Genomic DNA, 19,398 nt, shown 5'->3' with positions numbered 1-19,398 from the left:
TCCCATATAAATGTATTATTCCTTAAATTTTGCCTTTAGCACATATACAATATCATATTCTTTTAATACATCCAAATGACTTTCCATATCTTCATAAAATTCCTGTGGGATAGAAGTCATTCCTTGATCATCTGTCAAACAAATCGTCGCCAGAACTAACTCCTCATCAGCTAGCGATATACTGCTAACACTATGTATCATACTAGATTTATTTTCTAATTTCACTTTTGAAATCATGTCAGTATTATGAGAGGACGATGTACTACCTTCACTATGAATTCCTATTTCAAAAATGATCTCATTTGATTCCAAAGGCGGTTCTGAAGTTGTGAATATAATAGATCCTTTCCTTTCTATATCAGTGGTTAACGGACCTATGTTCGTTTTGACTTCTTTCCCTGATACAAATTTTTCTACCCATACCGATGCCTGTGAATAAGAATCATCTACTTTAAAGTCAAAGACATTTGCATAGGAAGTAGTGGTTGCCAAAATGGCCATTTCCCTATCTGTGAGATTTACACTTTTTACCCAATTAGTTTTTCCCGAATCATTCTTAGATTCTACCTGTTTTTTATCTGAATCGTTACATGCAGTCAAAGCAAAACAAGTGAAGAACAAAAAACTTATAAAAAGCAGCCTCTTCATCATTCCACCTCCTTTTCGAATCCTAACCAGATAATAGTGTACCATACTATGGTTCAATACCAATAAAAAACCAGATTACATGTACATGAATCTGGTTTTTTTATACTTTTTATTTGATTACTTCTTTTCCACCCATATACGGACGAAGGACCTCTGGAACGATAATAGAACCATCTTCTTGTTGATAATTCTCTAAGATTGCAGAAACCGTTCTTCCGATTGCTAATCCAGATCCGTTTAATGTATGAACGAATTCTGGCTTTCCTTTTTCTTCTCTTCGGAAGCGGATGCCAGCACGTCTCGCTTGGAAGCTTTCAAAGTTAGAGCAAGAAGAAATTTCACGATACGTATTATAGCTTGGTAACCAAACTTCAATATCGTATTTTTTGGCTGCTGTAAAGCCTAAATCAGCTGTACACATGCTCATTACTCGATATGGTAGCTTTAGCAGCTGTAGAACCTTTTCTGCATGCCCCGTTAGTTCTTCTAATACGGCATATGAGTCTTCTGGTTTGACAAATTGAACAAGCTCTACTTTATTAAATTGATGCTGACGGATAAGTCCACGTGTGTCACGTCCAGCAGATCCTGCTTCAGAACGGAAATTAGCGCTATACGCTACAAATTTTTGTGGGAGTTGATCCACATGTAAAATCTCATCTCTATAATAGTTCGTTACAGGTACTTCTGCAGTTGGTATTAAGAAATAATCCCATTCCTCAATTCTAAAAGCATCCTCTTCAAACTTTGGCAATTGACCTGTACCTGTCATACTCGTACGATTTACCAATTGCGGAGGTAACATTTCTTGATAGCCATGCTGATCCGCATGCAAGTCCATCATAAAATTGATTAAGGCTCTCTCTAATCGTGCTCCTAACCCTTTGTAATAGACAAACCGACTTCCAGTTACTTTCGCAGCTCTTTCAAAGTCAAGGATATCTAATTCTGTTGCTAAATCCCAGTGTGGCTTAGCTTCATACCCTAAATCAGGAGTCTCTCCCCATGTACGAACCACCACATTGTCGTCCTCACTATCACCCATTGGGACACTCTCATGAGGAATATTTGGAATAGAAAGAAGCAGCTGTTCTAATTGTTCTTCTACTTCCTTCAAGTCTGTATCCAACGTTTTAATCTTATCGCCTACTTCACGCATTTCTACAATAAGAGCGTCTGCATCTTTCTTTTCTTTCTTTAAGACAGAAATTTCTTTAGAAACTTCATTTCTCTTTGCTTTTAATTCCTCTGTTTCAGCAATTAACTGTCTTCTTTTTTCATCTAATTCTCCGAACTTCCCTAAGTCGGTTAAATCCTCTCCACGCATAGAAAGCTTTTCTTTTATTTCCGCAAAATTTTCTCGTACATATTTTAAATCCAACATACTTTTTCCTCCTTCTACTTAAAGAGCGATATAAAAACAAAAACTCTCATCCCTAAGAAACATAGGGACGAGAGTTTTTATTCCCGCGATACCACCCTGATTGAAGACAACATAAGTCTTCCGGCTCACTTCACAATAACGGTGTTAACCGGGCATAGTTTTTCTATGCCTGATCAAGGATGGATTCACAAGCTATTCTCATCGATTCACACCAACCATCGACTCTCTTAAGAGAACGCACAAGTTACTAGTTCCTATCTAATCAATTCCTCGCTCATTAATTTGAATATAGAATACCAAATCTTAAGAAACGATTGCAAGTACCCTTACGATCTTTCTTTTACCATTTTAACAAAATGTCCTGTTACACGATGGTCATCCGTCAATTCCGGATGGAATGCACTACATAAGTAATGATCCTGTTGTGCCGCAACAATATTCCCATTGAATGTTGCTAGCACCTCTACTTGATCTCCAACTTCTAGCACATAAGGTGCACGGATAAAGACAGCATCAAAATCTTCTGCAATTCCTTTAATCGGTAGCTTGGTTTCAAAACTCTCTTTTTGACGGCCAAATGCGTTACGCTCGACCTTCATATCCATCAGTTCCAAGTGTGCAAATTCTTGGCCATTAATCTCTTTTGCTAATAGAATCATTCCTGCACATGTACCGAAGATTGGCTTTCCTGATTGACCGAATGCCTTTAAAGGCTCTAAAAAATCATACTTATCGATTAACCTTCTCATTGCCGTACTTTCTCCACCAGGAAGAATTAGCCCATCAATATCTTCTAATTGCTCTTTTCTTTTGATTATTAGACCCTCGGCACCTGAAGCCTCAATCGAGTGAATATGCTCTCGAACAGCGCCTTGCAGTCCCAGTACACCAATTTTTGTCATGATTGTATTCCCCTTTGTTGCTGGAGTGATCTCTCTTTATCTTTTACCAGCCACGATCTTGCATACGTTGTTCCGGAGTTAAACTGCTGATTTCAATCCCTTTCATCGCAGTTCCCAACCCTTTAGAAAGCTTTCCAATCAATTCATAATCTTCGTAATGAGTCGTTGCTTCTACAATAGCTTTTGCAAATTTTTCAGGGTTATCGGACTTAAAAATACCTGATCCAACGAAAACACCATCAGCACCAAGCTGCATCATTAGCGCTGCGTCTGCTGGAGTTGCTACTCCACCTGCTGCGAAGTTTACAACTGGCAATTTTCCGTTTTCTTTAATATCTAATAAAACATGGTATGGTGCGCCTAAATTTTTCGCAAATGTCATGATTTCATCTTCAGTCATGCCTACAAGTCGACGGATTTGAGCTTGTACTTCACGCATGTGACGAACCGCTTCTACAATATTCCCTGTTCCTGGCTCCCCTTTTGTACGAAGCATAGATGCTCCTTCACCGATACGACGAGCTGCTTCTCCAAGGTCACGACATCCACAAACAAATGGAACCGTGTAATCACGTTTGTTTAAGTGAAACACTTCATCTGCTGGTGTTAATACTTCACTCTCATCAATATAATCAACACCCATTGCTTCTAGTACACGAGCTTCTACGATATGACCAATACGTGCTTTTGCCATAACAGGAATGGAAACAGCATTCATAACCTCTTCTACGATAGTAGGATCCGCCATTCTTGCTACTCCACCTGCTGCACGAATATCAGAAGGAACACGCTCTAGAGCCATTACTGCTACTGCTCCAGCTTCTTCTGCAATTTTCGCTTGTTCTGCATTGACAACGTCCATAATAACGCCGCCTTTTTGCATTTCCGCCATTCCACGTTTTACACGATCTGTACCTAGGTTAGACATCTGATAATACCTCCATTTTTCTCTATGATAACTGCCTGTTCCTTACTAGAAAATCGAGGCAAGTTTAAATCTAAGCTATATTGTATCGTAAATTGGAAAAATACCCAACTATTTAGGTATGAATTCCGATATGTGATACATATTTAAGGTCCGTTTAGAACCAGCCCTTCACTGTATCTGCAATTCCAGAGAATAAGTTAGAGAAGAAATCTCCGATAGCCCCCATCGTTAGCATAAACCAATTTGCTTTTTCTACCGTAGCTGTGGCAACAAGATCAACCGTTTGGGTCTTTTCTTTCCCTAACACATAACCATAATCATTATCACCTGTGTAGGTAACTTCCATTGTTCCAACCTTATCGCCCTTTTTAACAGGAGCTACAAGCTCTCCATCCTCTGATAATTTGTCTTTATCAAGGTGATAGGTTACTTCATAGGCTTTTTCTTCCCCGTTTTTAATAGTAGTAACAACAGGACTAGCAGATGCAATCTCTACTTGATCCTCTTTTCCTTTTACAACAGGAATAACAGATTCATCTTTAACCTGATAGCCTGCTGGATATAACTCTTGATTTGCAAACGTATTAAAACCGTATTCTAATAATTTTTTCGTTTCCACAAATCGTGCCGATTTACTAGAGGTTTTCATGACTACAGAGATTAATCTACGCCCATCTCGTTCTGCAGTTCCAGTGAAACAATACCCCGCTTCATCGGTCCATCCTGTTTTTAATCCATCTACCCCTTCCATATAGAACTGTTTAAAGTTCGTATCTTCCCATGGAAGCATCCAATTTAAGTTTTGTAATTCTCTACCATCCAATTCTGATCTCATTGTACTAGAAATTTCCAACGCCTCTGGATATTCATTCACAATATGGTACGCAATAAGAGCTGCTGACTTAGCAGACAATAAATCCTGTCCTTTTGGATCCGTTCCTTCTGGATAGTTTTCTCCTAAATCCTCATTAGAAAGACCTGTAGCATTCACAAATTGAAAATCTGTTAAGCCCCATTCCTTTGCTTTTGCATTCATCATTTTTACAAACTCGCCCTCAGAACCTGCAATTAGTTCTGCTAGAGCGATAGTAGTCGCATTATCTGAAATAATAGCCATTCCTTCATAAAGTTGACGAACGGTATAATCTTTACTTTGGGTTAAACCTATACCTGAAAACTCTGCATTTGCAGAGATAGAATATGCATAATCGCTAATTTGGGTTGTCGTTTCCCAACTAATTTTTCCTTTATCAATAGCCTCTAATACTAAGTACTCTGACATCATTTTAGTCATACTTGCTGGAGGCAACTTAATATCCGGTTGCTTAGCATATAAAATCTTTCCTGTTTGTGCATCAATTAATATTGCAGATTCAGCTTGTACATCAAAACTATCTGCACTTGTGACTGTTGGACTAACACTGAACGTTGTTAAAGTAAGAAGCACCGCCATGATAGAAATCAATGATGCCTGAAAAATACGTTTCAACTTTCTCTACCTCCACCAATTTAGTTTACATCTAGGCTATTTTATCATACGAAATAGGAAAGGGAAACTTCCTTTTGTAGGGGGGTTACTAGGATTTTTTCCTAATTTCTTATCTCTAAGAAGATAAGTTCCAATCTATTTTTTCTACTCCTTCTTTTACTAGAAGATCATTTATTTTTGAAAAAGGTTTACTCCCAAAAAAACCTCGTCTAGCTGATAGGGGACTTGGATGAGGAGCAACCAGAATATGATGATGCTGCGCATGAATGAGTTTTTGTTTGTCTTGTGCATGTTTACCCCACAATAGAAAAATAACGGGCTCTGACCGGTTATTTAAGACTTCAATTATTCGATTTGTAAAGGTCTCCCATCCTTTTTTTTGATGCGAGTTTGGTTGTCCATCCCGAACGGTTAGGACTGTATTTAACAGAAGAACCCCTTGCTTTGCCCACTTTACCAAATAACCATCTTTAGGAACTGGAACATTCAAATCATTCTGTAATTCCTTATACATATTTCGTAAAGACGGTGGAATTTTCTGTCCAGGTTGTACGGAAAAACTTAGACCATGTGCTTGATTTGGTCCGTGATAGGGGTCCTGTCCTAATATACATACTTTACAATCCGATAGACTTGTTAAACGTAAGGCATTAAAAACCTGCTCTTTTTTGGGATAAATTATATGCTGTTCATATTCTTGCCGTAAAAACTGCTGTAGGGATTTAAAGTAGTCTTTTTCCATTTCTTCTTGCATGATTGGTTTCCAATCGTTATCCGGTAACACGAACAAATCAATCTCACCTTTCTTACATAACTTTTTTTCTAGCAATCCAAAAAAAAGAGACAAACATATAAAACTTTAACAAAAACCGAACCTTTATTCGTGATTCTTTCAACAATTCGAATAAAGGTTCGGTTATTTCTCCTTCTTACTTGAGAACTGCTAGTTCGACGCTACGGAAAGCGGAGCATTCTGTAGGAGCATCTCATGTGCATTATTCGGTTCAAGAGCAGTAATTTTGGTTTTATCCCCGTTTCATCTAAATTAATGGACGTTATACCGAATAGTTCGGTGATTCTTTTGTAATCTGGATATCATGAGGGTGGCTTTCTCGCAGACCAGCACCTGTCATTCGTATAAACTGGGCATCGTTACGAAGATTTTCTAAATCTTTTGCTCCGCAATATCCCATACCAGAACGAAGTCCGCCTAAAAGTTGGTGGACCGTATCCGATAAAGGACCTTTGTACGCGACACGTCCTTCGATGCCTTCTGGAACTAATTTTTTCGCTTCTTCCGTGTCTTGGAAATAACGATCCTTGGAACCAGACTTCATAGCACCTACAGAGCCCATGCCACGATATACTTTATATCTTCTTCCTTGGAAAATTTCAGTTTCTCCAGGACTTTCCGTAACTCCTGCAAATAAACTTCCTAGCATTACGGCATGTGCACCTGCTGCTAAGGCTTTTGCGATGTCACCAGAATACTTAATTCCACCATCCGCAATAATTGGGACACCATGCTTATCCGCTTCACGAGCACAATCATAAACCGCTGTAATCTGTGGAACCCCTACCCCAGCTACAACGCGTGTTGTACAGATGGAGCCTGGGCCAATTCCTACTTTTATAATATTTGCACCTGCGTCAATCAACTCTTTTGTTGCCTCTGCTGTCGCAACGTTTCCTGCAATAATATCAATATCTGGATATTGCTTCCGTACTTCTTTCACAGAGTTAATAACTCCCTGTGAATGACCGTGTGCGGTATCAATAACTAATACGTCCACACCTGCTTCTACTAGCTTTTCAATTCGTTTCATTGCATCAGCTGTAACCCCGACTGCTGCACCTACTAATAGCCTTCCTTGAGCATCTTTCGCAGAATTCGGAAACTCAATTACTTTTTCGATATCTTTAATAGTGATAAGTCCTTTTAGTACCCCTTGTTCATTTACTAATGGTAGTTTTTCTATCTTATACTTTTGTAGGATTTCACCAGCGTCTTCTAAGGTGGTTCCGACTGGTGCTGTCACTAGGTTTTCACTTGTCATTACTTCGGAAATCTTGATGGAATAGTCTTGAATAAAACGTAAGTCACGATTTGTAATAATTCCAACTAATACTTGTTCTTCCTCGTTATTTACGATTGGAACACCAGAAATTCGAAATTTCCCCATTAAGTGCTCTGCATCGAATACTTGATTATCTGGTGTTAAATAGAACGGATTTGTAATAACACCGCTCTCTGATCGTTTAACACGATCAACATGCTCCGCTTGCTCTTCTATCGACATATTTTTATGAATGACTCCGATACCGCCCTGTCTTGCCATCGCAATTGCAAGCTCTGCCTCTGTCACCGTATCCATACCGGCACTTATAAGTGGCATATTCAAGTTTAGTCTTGGTGATAAGCTAGTCTTAATGGATACATCTCTAGGAAGTACCTCCGATTTAGCTGGAACTAAAAGTACATCATCAAACGTTAACCCTTCCTTTGCAAATTTGTCCTCCCTCATGATTCTCCTCCTTATTTGGTTTAAAAAAGTTGGTTAAGATAAGAATAGAAAAACAACCATAAAAGTGCTCTATCGATACTTATTGTTATTTACAATACTTCAATCAATTTTCTTTTTCAACCATTTTCTATTACATGAAAGAATACAGAATTATTTGACTATATGACTAGTAATTTTTAACCGTTTCCGTCGGTGGGAAAGGAGTATTATGTCACTTTCAACGATTAAGCAGTTTATTGATTATTTACAATCTGCAAGCACAGCCCAGCAATTTTTACAGCAAACCTATGAAAAACAAAACATGGACGAAGCAGATACATATAGTTATCAAAACAGCTATCGTTTTTTATATTACTTAGAGCATGGACACACGTTCTATCAAACAGCTGCACAATCTCCTATGACCGTGCAGCCTATATTATTATTTTATGGCATGGTTCATCTCATCAAAGCCTGCTTATTAACACAAAGGCCCACTTATCCTGAGAATACAACTGTTTTAGCACATGGTGTATCGACACGGAAGAGAAAAAAACAAGACTATTCTTTCTTACAGGATGAAGTGAAGGTTCAACAAAAAGGGCTGTTTCCTTACTTTTCTCAATACTTATTTGATGTGGATCATGTCAACATGGAGAAAAGAAATATGGAACAACTGCTTGCTTCGATTCCAGAAATGACGGAAATGTTTTATTTCTTACGAAAAAATCCTTCGCTTATAGACATTGGTGAAGGAAAAAGGGGTGTTTATATATTTCCAGAAGAAGTGTTAGATCAATACCATCTTACTGAGAATGCATTTTTGTCGAGGTTAAAAAAAGATATAGGAGAGGTCAGTTTAGAAAAAAGGGGAGGTGAATTTTTAATTTCTTTGGAAAAGCCTATATCTAGCCTTTCTAAGGGACCATTTCTATTCCATCAAATAAAATCCACCTATTTTTTTCCAGCAAAACGGCATTATTATCACACGTATGACGAAGTGATGATACATTATTTGTTGTTGTATAACCTGAGTATGATTTGTCGGTATGAAACAGAATGGTGGGGAGACCTCATTCATACGAAAGCAAACGAAGACTATCCATTTATCAAACAATTTTTAGCTATTACCACAGTCAAAGTTCCATTTCTATTAGGAGAGTTTTTATTTAAGCAAAAATAAATAGGACGGGTCTCCATTCTGTGACCCGTCCTATTGCTTGATAAATAAATTAAGCTATAATGTCCTGAATATAAAGATTCATATCTGTTCTGAGTGTGATAATTTTCCCATTATCCAGTTTTACCATGGGACGAGTAGGAGCTTTATCCTCTATGAAGACAATTTCTCCTTCTTGCTCGTTAGAAAGCCTTACTCTCGTTCCAATGGAAAAACTAGTTAAACTCTTCACTAGGGCTTGAAGTGCTTCATGATCTAGTTTACCAAATTGCTCTCTTTCCATTCGTTCAATCACTAAGAAAGGTGATTGTTTAGCCTGGTGAGCACGTTCAGAAGTCATCGCGTGGTACATATCACATACTGCAATAATCGTTGCATACGGATGAATTTTAGCTTTCTTTACTTTTAAGGGATAACCTGAACCGTCTAAACGTTCATGATGTTGTAATACTGCAAGCTTAACCCCTTTAGATAAAGAAGGAATGTTTTCCACCATCCGATAGGAGAATGTAGGATGATTCCGCATCTCTTTTAAATCTTTATCCGTAAATTTCCCTTGTTTTCCTATTAAGTCCTCATCTACTCTAGCCATTCCAGAGTCAGCCAAAAACCCTGCAATCCCTACTTGAATCCACTCTTTCTGATAGCCCATTTGTCTGGATAAATATGCGGATAATATTCCAGTTGCGACAGCATGATGATAGAAATAATCCTTTGAATTAGAATACTGATGAATATCGTATAGCTGATCATGTACCTCCTCTATTTTTTCAAACAGAGGTAAAACAAATTTTCGTAGTTTATTAATATCAATACTTTGACTACTTTGCCATCCTTCAAATAACTTCTTGAATTCCTGTACGGAATGAAAGTATAGCTCTTCAAACGTTTCCGGCTCTTCCACTGTTTCTGTTTTTACTTGAACAGGTTCTTCTGGTAGTACTTCTTTTGGAATAAAAGGTGCACCATACGATAACCGAGATGAAACCTCTACTTTTTCCACTAAAAACTTCATCAGAAATTCAATCGTTTGTTCATCAAGAGTCGTATTCTTAGGAACAATCGGGCGGTTGGTTTTACCCATAACATCTGTAACAACTATACAACCCGGAACTAATTGAGATGGATGAACTTGCATATTCTTTCTCCCCTTCAGTGTTTTCCCCTTCAACCTGTTAGCATCAAATCACCTATTTTAAAAAGCCCCTGCTTGATTCAGCAGGGGGATAGCAGCTAAAATCAGAAGTTCACTTATTCTTCTGTTTGTACTTCCTCTTCATTTTCTATCTCTTCATCATCCGTATCAATTCTTGCAACAGTTGCTACTTTTTCCTCTTCTTGTAGACGAATAAGGCGTACACCTTGTGTATTTCTCCCTGTTACCGAAATACTTTCTACTGGCATACGAATGAGGACACCAGAAACGGTAATAATCATTACATCTTCTTCCCCTGTAACTGCTTTTACTGCAACTATTTTACCTGTTTTATCTGTAATATTGGAAGTGAAGATACCTTTCCCACCGCGATTCGTAATTCGGTACTCTGAAGCTGGGGTTCTCTTTCCATATCCATTTTCTGTGACGTTCAATACTTGTAAGCCCTCTTCAATAATTTCCATCGACACAACCATGTCATCGCCACGTAAAGATATCCCTTTGACACCAGCAGCGGTTCGACCCATGGAACGAATTTGATCTTCAGGGAATCGAATGAGGTAACCATTTTGAGTCCCTATCATAATGTGCTTCGATCCATCGGTTAGTTTTACAGAGATTAATTCGTCTTCTTCTCGAAGGTTTAAAGCAATGAGTCCACCTTTTCGAATATTTGCAAATTGGCTTAAGGCTGTTCGTTTGGAAATACCTTGTTTTGTCGTAAAGAATAAGAACCAATCATCTACGAATTCTTCAACGGTAATTACGGCATTAATCCATTCATCTTTCTCAATTTCTAACAGATTAATTATCGGAATCCCTTTTGCTGTTCGTCCAAACTCGGGAACCTCATATCCTTTTGCACGGTAGACTTTTCCTTTGTTCGTAAAGAAAAGAATCGTATCGTGTGTAGAAGCTGAAACGAGATGTTCCACAAAATCATCTTCATTCGTTCCCATTCCTTGGACACCTCGTCCACCACGGCGTTGTGCTCGATAAGTAGAAGAAGGTAGTCGCTTCACATAGCCTTTATGAGTGAGCGTAATCACGATATTTTCTTCTGGAATTAAGTCTTCATCCTCAATAAAGTCCGTTCCACCAATTAAGATTTCCGTTCTGCGATCATCACCAAAACGATCACGAATTTCTGTCAGCTCTTCTCGAATGATTTCTAATACTTTTTCTTCATCTGCTAAGATTGCCTTTAATTCCTCAATTAGTTTAACTAACTCTTTATATTCTTCTTCAATTTTTTCACGTTCTAATCCAGTTAAACGTTGTAAACGCATATCTAGAATAGCTTGTGCTTGCTTTTCACTAAGTTCAAACTTTGTCATCAATCCTTCACGAGCAATATCCGTTGTTTGGGACTGACGAATGAGAGCAATTACTTCATCTAAATGATCTAAAGCAATACGTAAACCTTCTAAAATATGTGCTCTTGCTTCTGCTTTCTTTAATTCATATTCCGTACGACGACGGATTACAACTTTTTGATGCTCTAAATAGTAATGGAGTGCTTGCTTCAAGTTTAATACTTTTGGCTGTCCATCTACTAGTGCCAGCATATTAATTCCAAATGAAGATTGTAAGGCTGTAAGCTTGTACAGATTGTTCAAAATAACATTCGGATTCGCATCACGACGTAGCTCAATGACAACACGCATTCCATTACGGTCCGATTCATCTCGAAGATCCGTAATTCCATCAATTTTTTTATCACGGGCAAGCTCTGCGATTTTTTCTACAAGCTTTGCTTTGTTTACTTGATAAGGTAGTTCAGTTACCAGAATTGTAGATTTCCCATTCGCATGCTCTACAATTTCTGTTTTCGCACGAATCGTAATAGAACCTCTTCCCGTTTCAAATGCTTTTCTTATTCCACTTCTACCTAGAATTTGACCAGCTGTAGGAAAATCAGGTCCATAAATATAGCTTTCCATTAATTCATCAATCGTTATATCTGGATCCTTACTAATGGCCAGAACTGCATCAATCGTTTCTCTTAGGTTATGTGGTGGTATATTGGTTGCCATCCCAACCGCAATCCCGGATGCTCCGTTTACTAGTAGGTTAGGAAAACGAGACGGGAGGACAACTGGTTCTCTTTCTGAACCATCATAGTTATCTCGATAATCAATCGTATCTTTGTTGATGTCTCGGAGTAATTCCATCGATATTTTGGACATCTTTGCTTCCGTGTAACGCATCGCAGCAGCTGGGTCTCCATCTACCGAACCAAAGTTACCATGTCCATCTACTAGCATGTATCGATAGCTGAAATCCTGTGCCATACGGACCATCGCTTCATAAACAGCTGAGTCCCCGTGTGGGTGATACTTACCAATAACATCCCCTACGATACGTGCTGACTTTTTATACGCCTTGTCCGCATGCATTCCTAAATCATTCATCGCATAAAGAATTCGACGATGAACAGGTTTAAGTCCATCACGAACATCTGGAAGAGCACGGGAGACAATAACGCTCATCGCGTAGTCAAGGAAGGACGTTCTCATCTCTTGACCGATATTAATTTCTTGAACTTGTGGGCGATTTTGGTCGACCATACGATTACCTCCTATTGAGTGAGGAAGAGAAAAACGAATGAAGCATATAGCGAAGCTAAACCTAGCTATATGCAGCTACCTCTATATCACATTTTTCATTATTTTTTTCTAATATTAAACATCTAAGTTTTTCACATATTGGGCATTGTCCTGAATAAAGTTTCTTCTTGGTTCAACTTTATCTCCCATTAGCATGTCAAAAATCTGATCGGCATCCATCGCGTCTTCTAAACCAACTTGTAATAATGTTCTAGATTCCGGATCCATTGTTGTTTCCCATAATTGGGTTGCATTCATTTCTCCAAGACCTTTGTAACGTTGCAAGCCTGGTTTGGGCGCTTTCGGAATTTCATTCAACACTTTCTCAAGCTCTTTATCGTTATAGGCATAATATACAGCCTTCCCTTGCTGAACCTTATAAAGAGGGGGCTGGGCAATATATACATAGCCATGCTCCAACAATGGACGCATAAACCGATAGAAGAAGGTAAGTAATAATGTTCGAATATGTGCACCATCGACGTCGGCATCTGTCATAATCACAATCTTATGATAACGAGCTTTACTAATATCAAAATCTTCGCCTATTCCTGTTCCAAGTGCAGTAATGATAGTTCGAATCTCATTGTTAGATAAGATTTTATCCAATCTCGCTTTTTCTACGTTTAGTATTTTTCCTCGTAGAGGTAAGATTGCTTGGAAATGGCGGTCACGTCCTTGTTTGGCAGATCCACCCGCAGAGTCACCCTCTACGATATACAATTCACTAATAGATGCGTCTCTTGATGAGCAATCCGCTAATTTACCTGGCAAACTGGAAACCTCTAAAGCACCTTTACGACGAGTTAGTTCTCTTGCTTTTTTCGCCGCAATACGCGCTCTTGATGCCATTAACCCTTTCTCTACAACAATTCTTGCTGTATCTGGGTTTTCAAATAAGAATTTTGAGAAAAGCTCACTAAAAGCAGAATCCGTAATCGTTCGGGCTTCACTATTCCCAAGCTTTGTTTTGGTTTGTCCTTCAAACTGTGGATCTGGATGCTTAATGGAAATAATTGCCGTTAAGCCTTCTCGTACATCGTCTCCAGTTAAGTTAGGATCATTTTCTTTGAATAAATTATTTTTTCTTGCATAGTCATTTATGACACGAGTTAATCCCGTTTTGAAGCCAAATTCATGCGTTCCACCTTCATAGGTGTGAATATTATTGGCAAACGAGTATATATTACTAGCAAATCCGTCATTATATTGGAGGGATACTTCTACGTTAATCCCATCTTCTTCTTTTTCAGCATAAAACGGTTCATGTAGTACTTCTCTTGCGCGGTTTAAATGTTCTACATACGATTTTATTCCACCTTCATAATAGAACTTCTGTGGTTCTGAATCTGTCCGTTTATCCTCAATAGAGATGGCTAATCCTTTGTTTAAAAATGCTAGCTCTCTTAAACGGTTTGCTAACGTTTCAAAGTTGTACGTTCTTGTTTCCGTAAAGATTTCGGGATCAGGAGTAAAATGAGTTCTAGTACCGGTTATTTCTGTTTCTCCTATCACTTTTAAATCTTCATCTGGAATCCCGCGTGAAAAACTTTGGTAATGAATCTTGCCGTCACGATGAACAAATACTTCTAATTTTGTAGAGAGGGCGTTTACGACAGATGCTCCTACACCGTGCAATCCACCGGAGACTTTATACCCGCCTCCACCAAATTTCCCTCCAGCGTGAAGAACCGTCATGATAACCTCTACAGCAGGTCTTCCTGCCTTTTCATGCATTCCAACTGGAATCCCACGACCGTTATCCACCACGGTAATACTGTTATCTTTTTCAATGATGACTTGAATATGGTCACAATAGCCAGCAAGTGCTTCATCAATACTATTATCCACAATTTCCCACACTAAGTGGTGGAGCCCTTTTTCATTGGTTGAACCTATATACATCCCTGGGCGTTTTCTTACAGCTTCTAACCCTTCTAGGACTTGTATTTGGCTTTCATCATAGGCTTGTTCCGTTTGAGTCTTTTCTTCCATCGACATTTATTTCACCCACACTTTTACAAGTATTTTCGAACGATTGTTCCATCTATTCAAAACGCATTATACGCATTATTCCTCAAATAGCTCCGAGTAGTTTTCTAATTTGCTAATCGTTGATATCATACTTGCTCTTTTCTTTAACGTCAGGACAGATAGGGGACTATAATAAATAGCATCCTTTGTAATGACAATGGATTTCGCTTCATCCTCTATACTATTTTTGACCTTATCTATTTCCTTTTGATTGACTAGCATTTCTTCATTAATCGTGGAAGACGAGATAATTTGATAATCTATAATTGCAATAACGTCTTCTGATTGAATGACATGATCGCTTCCAATATGGATAAACATTTCATTCCTCCGTCCCAACGATTTTTCCATGTTCTACTCGGAATATTTCCGCTTTTTCAAGCGTCACATGATTGATACCATCCACATTAGTCGTCGATACAAACGTTTGTACTTTCCCTTGGATCGTATCGAGTAAATGGGATTGCCGATAATCATCCAATTCACTTAGTACATCATCCAGTAATAAAATTGGGTATTCCCCAACCTCATTGTGAATTAGTTCTATTTCCGCTAGTTTTAATGACAAAGCGGTCGTTCGTTGTTGTCCTTGTGAGCCATAGGTCTGTACATCTTTATCATTCACATAAAAGATCAAATCATCTCGATGAGGACCGATTAAAGTAGTTCCTCGCTCTACCTCTCGTGATTCAACTTCTTTGAATTTTTCTAAAAATATACTAGTTATTTTTTCCTTATTATGGCTTTCTGATACATCTATTGAGCATTGATAGCTAATCTCTAAGTTCTCTAAACCTCGACTGATTCCTTGATGAATCGGGTTTGCCCATTTTCTCAACAGTTCTAAAAACAAAAAACGTTTTTCTATAATAACAGCAGCATGCTCCGTTAACTGATCCGTTAACACATGGAGCATTGTTCGATCTCCATTGGGCTTGCGCTGAAGTTCTTTGAGTAAAGAATTCCTTTGTTTTAAAACCTTTTGGTACTGACCAAGATGATGAATATAGACGGGTTGGACTTGCCCAATTTCCATATCAATAAATCGTCTTCGAATTTGCGGGCTTCCCTTTACAAGGTTTAAATCCTCTGGGGCAAACATGACAATATTTAATGCCCCGATATAATCACTTAATCTCCGTTGTTCTATATGATTTAGTTTTGCTTTTTTCCCTTTTGCAGAAAAAACAATCTCAAGCGGGAACGTCCGATTTCTTTTAAAAACACTACCTTCTATTTTAGCATATTCCGCATCCCATTGAATCAATTCTTTGTCTCTAGGAGTTCGGTGCGATTTAGAGAATCCAAGCACATAAATAGCTTCCATCAAGTTGGTTTTACCTTGAGCATTCTCACCAATTATCACATTGATTTTATCATCAAAATGAATGTCTAAATGCTCATAATTGCGATAATGTTTAAGGGTTAATTCGCGTATGTGCATAGTATTACCCTTTCCACTTATTGTTGTACGACTTGGAAGGTGCCTATGCCTTCCACCGTTACCTTATCACCAGGATAAAGTTTTCGACCTCTTCGATTCTCGAATTCATCATTAACAAAAACACCATTTTCTGCTAAAAACATTTTTACCATTCCACCTGACTCCAAAATATTAGCCAATTTCAAAAATTGGCCAAGCGGAATATATTCTGTATGAATTTCAATTTGTTCCATCATTTCGTATCACCTATTTTTTTAGCCTTCATTTTATTTTACTAAAGATTTAACCAGAAGAAAAGAAATGGAAGAAAAGCTAACTTTTATTTGTTAGTATATTCATAAATTTACATTTTTAGTAAACGTCCTATAAGAATATTTTTACCATATAAAAAGAAAAGCTCTTATCGCTATCGAGTAACGATAAGAGTGTTTTTATTAATAGGTTCTTACTGGTAATATTAGCTGTAGTATTTGATCGTTATCCATCGGACGGATAATAAATGGACGCATCGCACCAGTGAACTCAATTTTTACTTGGTCACTATCAATTGCTTTTAAAGCATCCATCATGTATTTCGCACTAAAGGAAATTTTTAGTTCTTCTCCTTCGATGGATTTTGCTGTAATTTCTTCTTCTACTTTTCCTACCTCAGGAGAATTACTACTAATTTCTACTTGATTGCCATCTTTTGTTTGGAAACGAACAACATTGTTTCGACTTTCTTTGGCTAGAAGGGAAGCACGATCAATCGCTTGTAACAACTCTTTTGTCGGACTGTAAACAATGGTCTTACTTTGCTCAGGTATTAATCGAGATGTTTCTGGATAATTACCATCTAATAATCTAGATAGGAAAAATACGTGTTGTGTTCGGAATAAAATCTGATTTTCCGTCACGCTTATTTCGATACTATCCTGAGAATCTTCAATAATTTTATTTAATTCATTTAAACTTCTACCAGGTACCACGACACTGGAAATCTGTGGGAGTGATTCTTCAGATTGAAGTGGAATTTTTCTTGATGCTAGACGGTGACTATCTGTTGCCACAAAGCTTAAGGACCCGTCTTCAATACTCATGTTGACTCCTGTTAAAATTGGTCGCGTTTCAATAGTGGAAACAGCAAATACAGTTTGCTTAATCAATCCTTTTAACAAATCAGATGGGATTTCAAAGCTATTTTCCGTATGCAGTTGTGGCAATTGTGGATATTCGTCTGCATCTAATCCATTCAAATGAAATTCTGCACTTCCAGATCGAATTGTCACTTGTAAGTTTGTATCTGATTCCATTTCCACTGTTTTTTGTGGAAGCTTTCGAACGATTTCAGGGAAATATTTAGCTTGTAAGACAATACTTCCAGGTTCGATTTGTTCAACATATATTACTCCGTTTTCCTCCACTGGTATAAAGGATTCAATAGAAATATCGGAATCACTTCCTGTTAACTTAATTCCTTCATAGGATACCTCTATTTTTATTCCACTTAAAATAGGGATTGTCGTTCTAGAAGAGATGGCTTTCATAACATCTTGAACACTGTTCATTAACTGATCACGTTGGATTACAAATTTCATAAATAAAAATCCTCCTAAAGGAAGTCATATATATTATTTATTATTAATAAAATAATAGTAGTAATAGTAATAGAGACTGTGATTATGTGGATAACTTTAAAAGATTATCGTTATAACTAAAAAGTCCCTTGTGGATAATTTGTTGATAGTTTGTCATAGTTTTTCACATTATTCACATGTGGATAGTTTAAAATGACTTTAAGCTTTCTTTAATATCTTCTATTTCTCGTTGTAATAGTTGATCATCACTAATCATTTTGGAGATTTTCTCATGTGCATGGATTACGGTTGTATGGTCTCGTCCACCAAATTCCTCTCCTATTTTAGGAAGAGAGAAATCCGTAAGTTCTCTTGATAAATACATGGCAATTTGTCGAGGGAATGCAATGGATTTTGTCCGTTTTTTCGCAGCAAACTCCTCTAGCTTTATATTATATTTTTCTCCAACAATCTCTTGAATCGCTTGAATAGTAATCACTCTCGGTTTTGAACTCGGGATGATATCCTTTAATGCCTCAGCTGCTAGAGATGCATCTATATCTTTATTAATAAGAGATGAGTAGGCAACTACACGAATAAGTGCTCCTTCCAATTCTCGAATGTTCGTATCAATTTGATTTGCGATATAAAGCATAACTTCATTAGGTATATCTAAGCCTTCAGCACGGGCTTTCTTCCGAAGTATTGCAATTCTTGTTTCCAAATCAGGTGGTGTTATATCCGTTATTAATCCCCACTCAAAACGAGAACGTAGGCGATCCTCTAAAGTAGGAATCTCTTTCGGAGGACGGTCACTAGATATGACAATTTGCTTACTTTCTTCATGCAGCGTATTAAATGTGTGGAAAAATTCTTCTTGTGTTTGTTCTTTTCCTGCTAGAAATTGAATATCATCAATTAATAGAACATCTACGTTCCGGTATTTATTACGGAAGTTGACTGCTTTATTATCTCGAATAGAGTTAATAAACTCATTTGTAAATTTTTCTGATGATAAATAAACCACTTTTGCAGAAGGGTTATGGTCTAATACATAATGGCCAATCGCGTGCATTAAGTGAGTTTTTCCAAGGCCTACGCCTCCATAAATAAAGAGGGGGTTGTACGCTTTAGCGGGTGCTTCTGCTACAGCTAAAGATGCAGCGTGAGCAAATCTATTTCCAGATCCAATAACAAATGTATCAAATGTGTATTTGGAGTTAAGCATAGATTTAGGTGATTCATTGCTCGTTTGTGCAGAAGTTTGATCAGGTGCCTTTTTAGCAGCTGGCTTTACTTGATCTACATCACTTTCTACTTCTGGAATAATAAATTTGGTCTTTAAATTTGCACCAGTCACTTCAAATAAAGCATCGGAAATAAGTGTTGTATATCGGCTCTCTAGCCAATCTCTAGCAAACTCATTAGGAGCTGAAATGACTAAAGTATCATCCTCCAAAGAATCTGCCTTTGTGTTTTTTAGCCAGGTATCGAAGCTAGGTTTACTTATTTTTTCTTGTATAGACTGAAGTGTGCTTGACCATAGCTCGGCTATATTTTCCAA

Annotated in this window: 16 protein-coding genes and 1 other annotated feature; of the genes, 1 reads left to right on the top strand and 15 read right to left on the bottom strand. The window is 37.7% G+C overall.

The annotated features are described in order from the left end of the window. Window positions 1-15: 15 nt before the first annotated feature. From FN924_RS00080 to guaB, 7 genes are all read right to left on the bottom strand, one after another. Complete coding sequence (locus FN924_RS00080) at window positions 16-648, bottom strand: hypothetical protein (protein ID WP_143891534.1); 633 nt, start codon at window positions 646-648, stop codon at window positions 16-18. Window positions 649-757: 109 nt separating this feature from the next. Beyond that, window positions 758-2,032 (bottom strand): serine--tRNA ligase, encoded by a 1,275-nt coding sequence (gene serS / locus FN924_RS00075; RefSeq protein ID WP_143891533.1) that lies wholly within the window; start codon window positions 2,030-2,032, stop codon window positions 758-760. A 60-nt stretch (window positions 2,033-2,092) separates the two neighbouring features. Continuing rightward, window positions 2,093-2,302: a binding site (T-box leader), on the bottom strand. Window positions 2,303-2,358: 56 nt separating this feature from the next. Beyond that, window positions 2,359-2,934 carry a pyridoxal 5'-phosphate synthase glutaminase subunit PdxT gene (pdxT, locus tag FN924_RS00070; protein ID WP_143891532.1) on the bottom strand — a complete coding sequence of 192 codons (576 nt, stop codon included), beginning with the start codon at window positions 2,932-2,934 and terminating at the stop codon, window positions 2,359-2,361. A 43-nt stretch (window positions 2,935-2,977) separates the two neighbouring features. Next, window positions 2,978-3,862 (bottom strand): pyridoxal 5'-phosphate synthase lyase subunit PdxS, encoded by an 885-nt coding sequence (pdxS, locus tag FN924_RS00065; RefSeq protein WP_143891531.1) that lies wholly within the window; start codon window positions 3,860-3,862, stop codon window positions 2,978-2,980. A 154-nt stretch (window positions 3,863-4,016) separates the two neighbouring features. Beyond that, entirely contained in the window at window positions 4,017-5,351 is a 1,335-nt protein-coding gene (locus FN924_RS00060) for a D-alanyl-D-alanine carboxypeptidase family protein (RefSeq protein ID WP_228409519.1), read from the bottom strand. Between the two features lie 115 nt (window positions 5,352-5,466). Beyond that, on the bottom strand, window positions 5,467-6,141 hold the full coding sequence (locus tag FN924_RS00055; protein ID WP_228409518.1) for a uracil-DNA glycosylase: 675 nt from the start codon (window positions 6,139-6,141) through the stop codon (window positions 5,467-5,469). A 265-nt stretch (window positions 6,142-6,406) separates the two neighbouring features. Next, on the bottom strand, window positions 6,407-7,876 hold the full coding sequence (guaB, locus tag FN924_RS00050; RefSeq protein WP_143891530.1) for an IMP dehydrogenase: 1,470 nt from the start codon (window positions 7,874-7,876) through the stop codon (window positions 6,407-6,409). 208 nt (window positions 7,877-8,084) lie between these two features. Between guaB and FN924_RS00045 the strand changes: the two genes are divergently transcribed. Next, window positions 8,085-9,038, top strand: a complete 954-nt coding sequence (locus FN924_RS00045; protein ID WP_143891529.1) for a YaaC family protein — start codon at window positions 8,085-8,087, stop codon at window positions 9,036-9,038. Between the two features lie 49 nt (window positions 9,039-9,087). Here FN924_RS00045 and FN924_RS00040 read toward each other — a convergent pair whose 3' ends face one another. From FN924_RS00040 to dnaA, 8 genes are all read right to left on the bottom strand, one after another. Then, window positions 9,088-10,173 (bottom strand): HD-GYP domain-containing protein, encoded by a 1,086-nt coding sequence (locus FN924_RS00040; RefSeq protein WP_143891528.1) that lies wholly within the window; start codon window positions 10,171-10,173, stop codon window positions 9,088-9,090. Window positions 10,174-10,286: 113 nt separating this feature from the next. After that, window positions 10,287-12,761 (bottom strand): DNA gyrase subunit A, encoded by a 2,475-nt coding sequence (gyrA, locus tag FN924_RS00035; protein WP_143891527.1) that lies wholly within the window; start codon window positions 12,759-12,761, stop codon window positions 10,287-10,289. Window positions 12,762-12,875: 114 nt separating this feature from the next. After that, on the bottom strand, window positions 12,876-14,801 hold the full coding sequence (gene gyrB / locus FN924_RS00030) for a DNA topoisomerase (ATP-hydrolyzing) subunit B (RefSeq protein WP_143891526.1): 1,926 nt from the start codon (window positions 14,799-14,801) through the stop codon (window positions 12,876-12,878). 69 nt (window positions 14,802-14,870) lie between these two features. Beyond that, entirely contained in the window at window positions 14,871-15,155 is a 285-nt protein-coding gene (gene remB / locus FN924_RS00025) for an extracellular matrix regulator RemB (protein ID WP_143891525.1), read from the bottom strand. 1 nt (window position 15,156) lies between these two features. Further along, on the bottom strand, window positions 15,157-16,278 hold the full coding sequence (gene recF / locus FN924_RS00020) for a DNA replication/repair protein RecF (RefSeq protein WP_143891524.1): 1,122 nt from the start codon (window positions 16,276-16,278) through the stop codon (window positions 15,157-15,159). A 17-nt stretch (window positions 16,279-16,295) separates the two neighbouring features. After that, window positions 16,296-16,514, bottom strand: a complete 219-nt coding sequence (yaaA, locus tag FN924_RS00015; protein ID WP_158633893.1) for a S4 domain-containing protein YaaA — start codon at window positions 16,512-16,514, stop codon at window positions 16,296-16,298. 198 nt (window positions 16,515-16,712) lie between these two features. Next, a complete protein-coding gene (gene dnaN, locus FN924_RS00010; protein ID WP_143891522.1) occupies window positions 16,713-17,855 on the bottom strand; it encodes a DNA polymerase III subunit beta in 1,143 nt (380 codons plus the stop codon). Window positions 17,856-18,042: 187 nt separating this feature from the next. Continuing rightward, window positions 18,043-19,398 carry a chromosomal replication initiator protein DnaA gene (dnaA, locus tag FN924_RS00005; RefSeq protein WP_143891521.1) on the bottom strand — a complete coding sequence of 452 codons (1,356 nt, stop codon included), beginning with the start codon at window positions 19,396-19,398 and terminating at the stop codon, window positions 18,043-18,045.

This window comes from Radiobacillus deserti (assembly GCF_007301515.1).
Taxonomy (GTDB): domain Bacteria; phylum Bacillota; class Bacilli; order Bacillales; family Amphibacillaceae; genus Radiobacillus; species Radiobacillus deserti.
The sequence above is the reverse complement of the archived record's forward strand: the minus strand, read 5'-3'. Positions and strand labels throughout refer to the sequence as shown.

What these genes read in the sequence shown, in the direction of transcription:
- serS (WP_143891533.1), bottom strand. Translation starts at nt 2,032, where the DNA reads ATGTTGGATTTAAAATATGTACGAGAAAATTTTGCGGAAATAAAAGAA.
- FN924_RS00045 (WP_143891529.1), top strand. Translation starts at nt 8,085, where the DNA reads ATGTCACTTTCAACGATTAAGCAGTTTATTGATTATTTACAATCTGCA.
- pdxS (WP_143891531.1), bottom strand. Translation starts at nt 3,862, where the DNA reads ATGTCTAACCTAGGTACAGATCGTGTAAAACGTGGAATGGCGGAAATG.
- remB (WP_143891525.1), bottom strand. Translation starts at nt 15,155, where the DNA reads ATGTTTATCCATATTGGAAGCGATCATGTCATTCAATCAGAAGACGTT.
- FN924_RS00040 (WP_143891528.1), bottom strand. Translation starts at nt 10,173, where the DNA reads ATGCAAGTTCATCCATCTCAATTAGTTCCGGGTTGTATAGTTGTTACA.
- guaB (WP_143891530.1), bottom strand. Translation starts at nt 7,876, where the DNA reads ATGAGGGAGGACAAATTTGCAAAGGAAGGGTTAACGTTTGATGATGTA.
- FN924_RS00080 (WP_143891534.1), bottom strand. Translation starts at nt 648, where the DNA reads ATGAAGAGGCTGCTTTTTATAAGTTTTTTGTTCTTCACTTGTTTTGCT.
- dnaN (WP_143891522.1), bottom strand. Translation starts at nt 17,855, where the DNA reads ATGAAATTTGTAATCCAACGTGATCAGTTAATGAACAGTGTTCAAGAT.
- recF (WP_143891524.1), bottom strand. Translation starts at nt 16,278, where the DNA reads ATGCACATACGCGAATTAACCCTTAAACATTATCGCAATTATGAGCAT.
- yaaA (WP_158633893.1), bottom strand. Translation starts at nt 16,514, where the DNA reads ATGATGGAACAAATTGAAATTCATACAGAATATATTCCGCTTGGCCAA.
- gyrA (WP_143891527.1), bottom strand. Translation starts at nt 12,761, where the DNA reads ATGGTCGACCAAAATCGCCCACAAGTTCAAGAAATTAATATCGGTCAA.
- gyrB (WP_143891526.1), bottom strand. Translation starts at nt 14,801, where the DNA reads ATGTCGATGGAAGAAAAGACTCAAACGGAACAAGCCTATGATGAAAGC.
- pdxT (WP_143891532.1), bottom strand. Translation starts at nt 2,934, where the DNA reads ATGACAAAAATTGGTGTACTGGGACTGCAAGGCGCTGTTCGAGAGCAT.